General features: G+C 47.3%; 3 protein-coding genes and 1 pseudogene. All 4 read right to left on the bottom strand.

Annotation, left to right across the window (positions count from 1 at the left end):
* Positions 1–135 precede the first annotated feature (135 nt).
* Positions 136–834 carry a DNA-methyltransferase gene (locus ACMGFG_RS24170; protein ID WP_436932846.1) on the bottom strand — a complete coding sequence of 233 codons (699 nt, stop codon included), beginning with the start codon at positions 832–834 and terminating at the stop codon, positions 136–138.
* A gap of 58 nt (positions 835–892) precedes the next feature.
* Complete coding sequence (locus tag ACMGFG_RS24165; protein ID WP_436932845.1) at positions 893–1,561, bottom strand: DNA methyltransferase; 669 nt, start codon at positions 1,559–1,561, stop codon at positions 893–895.
* Between the two features lie 68 nt (positions 1,562–1,629).
* Positions 1,630–2,676, bottom strand: coding sequence for a ParB/RepB/Spo0J family partition protein (locus ACMGFG_RS24160; RefSeq protein WP_436932844.1), 1,047 nt, complete (start codon positions 2,674–2,676; stop codon positions 1,630–1,632).
* 152 nt (positions 2,677–2,828) lie between these two features.
* Positions 2,829–2,915: pseudogene (locus tag ACMGFG_RS24155) on the bottom strand (IS5/IS1182 family transposase); the annotation flags it as partial.

The following is a 2,915-nucleotide window of genomic DNA, read 5'->3' as shown; positions in this document are numbered from 1 at the left end:
AAGCACACGTCTTCCTCGCTCTTTGTCTCCGCTTGGCCGTTGCACTCGCTAATCACCATCGAGGAAACGATGTCGCTAGCCCCACAATCACGCTATGAGAACACTTCTGCCCCACCGCCTTATAATAACTCTCAGCTAATCTAATGGTAACTCAGCCTGTCTGAGGTCTGAAAGGCGGTTCGATATTATTTTTTTAAAGTCCTCATTTATTTCGTATCCAACCGCTCTTCGATTTAATTTCAGTGAAGATAACGCAGTTGTGCCGCTCCCCAAGAACGGGTCTAGAACAACATCTCTTTCTGTGGTTGAGATCGAAACGATTCTATCGGACAGCTCACTCGGGAATGGTGCTTTATGGAGGACATTTTGCCCGATAGATCCTCTCTTCACTGGAAATCTCCAGAGGTTCCCCATCGGTTCCCAGTCATTTTCAGAGCCGATAGATAGTTCGTGTGCCTCAAGCTTCGAGAAATAGAGGATGTATTCTCGTTTGTTCACAACTGATCGGTCATTCATCCCAGCTATTGCAGAAGGCTTGTACCACGTAATTACATCTTGAAGGACAAATCCTATCTCCTCTGCTAATTCTATTAGATCTGCGGGAAGTAGCTTGGTGTCGCCTCTTTCGACGAACGTCCCGACAATTAACCAAAGAGACCCTTCTAAATCGAGCTTCTTGTAACTCTCACTGAGAACATTTTCTATTCTTCCGAGGTACTCTTGATACGATCCGTCTTCGGCGCCGATTTGATCAGAGTGTCCGTAGTCTTTCAAATTCCAGTATGGGGGAGATGTAACGATCGAGTCTACCTCCTCTTCCCCGATCTCGTCCATGCTCTCACTGGATTTCCAATGAATATCTAATCCGTCGAACCCAAGTGAATCAGTCATATTATGTGTAGACCTCAGTCATCGGCTCAGACTTTCTCTCTGTGTTCTCAATTGCTTGATCCACCTCGTCGGTGGGATAGACACATTTAATTACTTCTGATTTTTCTGAGCCGGCTCGGATACATCTCTCTACCGCTTCAACCTTACTTACGGGTTCCCACCGATCAATCGTTTCATCATCCGATTCATCGCGGATTTCTGTAAGCCAGACGTTTCCAGGATCCTTTCCTTCTGGGTTGTACCGTCTAACTTCTGCACCGTGATATGTGCTCTCGTTGTGTGTGCGCATCCCGTGCCACTCGTTCCCTTTGTAGACGGGATCGACGCGAATTCTATCCTTGTTGAAGTAGAACTCAGACATATCCTTTACAAAAAATAGAATATCGTCGTATGTATCTTCGAGCTGGCTTCTAGAGGTGCTCTCTCCCTCTTTATACCGGGAGATGATATTCCTGAGTACGAAGTCTCCCTTTTGCTTCGCTCTTTGGGCAACGAGTTGAGAGAGAGGTAAAAATCCTGAGAAGGTCTTGATGTTCGGTGAGTAAATCCATAGTGATTCTCGGTCTTCCATATCGTCGGCTATCCGATCCCATGCAATTCCAACATTTTCATCGAGATCTTCTCTATTTCTGATCTCCAACGTGGCGTCAGTCAAATCGACGAGATACATCTGGTTATGCAAACTGCTATCCCGGAACCGTATTTCTCCTCCGATTTTCCGAGGTAGGTAGCAGGGACCTACAGGTCTTCGCGCTTCCGGAAGAATCCTTCTTCCATCAACTCGTTAGCCAAGTGGTGTCGGTGGCAGTAGTGGTCTTGATCTCCCTGCGGAGTCGGGTGCTTCTCAATGCACATCAGGGCCGGCTTGCCCGTCTCCTTGAGTAGATCGGCGAACTCTTCGAACTTTTCCTCTTGGTGGATGTTCCAATGATACCAGTCTTGGAAACAGCCATCTCCAATGGCGCCCTCTTTATACGGATTGACGAGGTTCTGAGGAACTCCGAAATCGGGCCTATGGATATACTCGATCTCGGTGTCGTTTTCGAATTTGCTTTCCAAGATATCCGAATTATACTGTGGTTTGTACATCGACTCACCAGAGGCGCGAACGTCTACAAGAACTTCTACCTCGGCCTCTTCCAAAGCAGAGATTAGATCTTCGACTTCCTTCCCGCTGTACCCAATCGTAACCACTGTGTCGTTTTGGAACCTATCCAACTGATTCCGTGCCTCGTCACGAGACCAGCCGTTTTCGATAATTAGTTGAGCGAACTCATACTGATCTTCCTGTGGAAGTGTGGAAACAACTAGACCTTTCCGGGCCGCAAGGTCGCCAGACTTCACAAGTTCATATACTTCTTCAGTCAGATCCGCTACAAGGGTGATCTTGTCTCGGACCGTAGACGCTGCCATACCCGTTATTTCGCCAATTTCTTCCTCCGAAAGATCATACTCGTCATAAAGCTCCTTACAGAGTTCACCGATCTCCTCATCTTTCATCTCCTTCTGCATTCGGTTCGTTTTGACTGCTAGCCCACGCGCATCCTCATCACCGAGATCTTTTACAGTGGCATCAATCTCGGCCCAGCCCAGTTGTCGAGCTGCTTCGAGTCGGTGAGAACCAGAAACGACCTCGTACTCATCGTTTTTGCCCGGTCGAACGATGATCGGATTCCATTGACCATCCTCACGAAAGCTTTCTTTTATTTCTTCGACGTGCTCTTGATCGACTTCCTCACGAATCTGGAAATCCGGGTTTCCGATGCTTCCTACGCTGATTTTCATACTATGGTTCCGTTTTCATTATCGGCACTAAACACTTCTGTTATTCGCTCTACTGAAACACCCTACCAAAGATTATTAAATCATAACTACATTTGACTGAACTATGTCCTCTGATGAACCGGCTGTGTTGAATCGCTGTAAGGCGGTAGATTTCACTGTTTCACAGCCCGCTTGATGTTGTAGACAACACACATCAGGGCAACCTCGCGGAACTCACGAAACCAGGAACGCGCTCGGAC

Source organism: Halosimplex halobium (assembly GCF_051414055.1).
Classification (GTDB): domain Archaea; phylum Halobacteriota; class Halobacteria; order Halobacteriales; family Haloarculaceae; genus Halosimplex; species Halosimplex halobium.
Note: the sequence above shows the minus strand (reverse complement) of the source record. Positions and strands in the feature narration are given on the sequence as shown.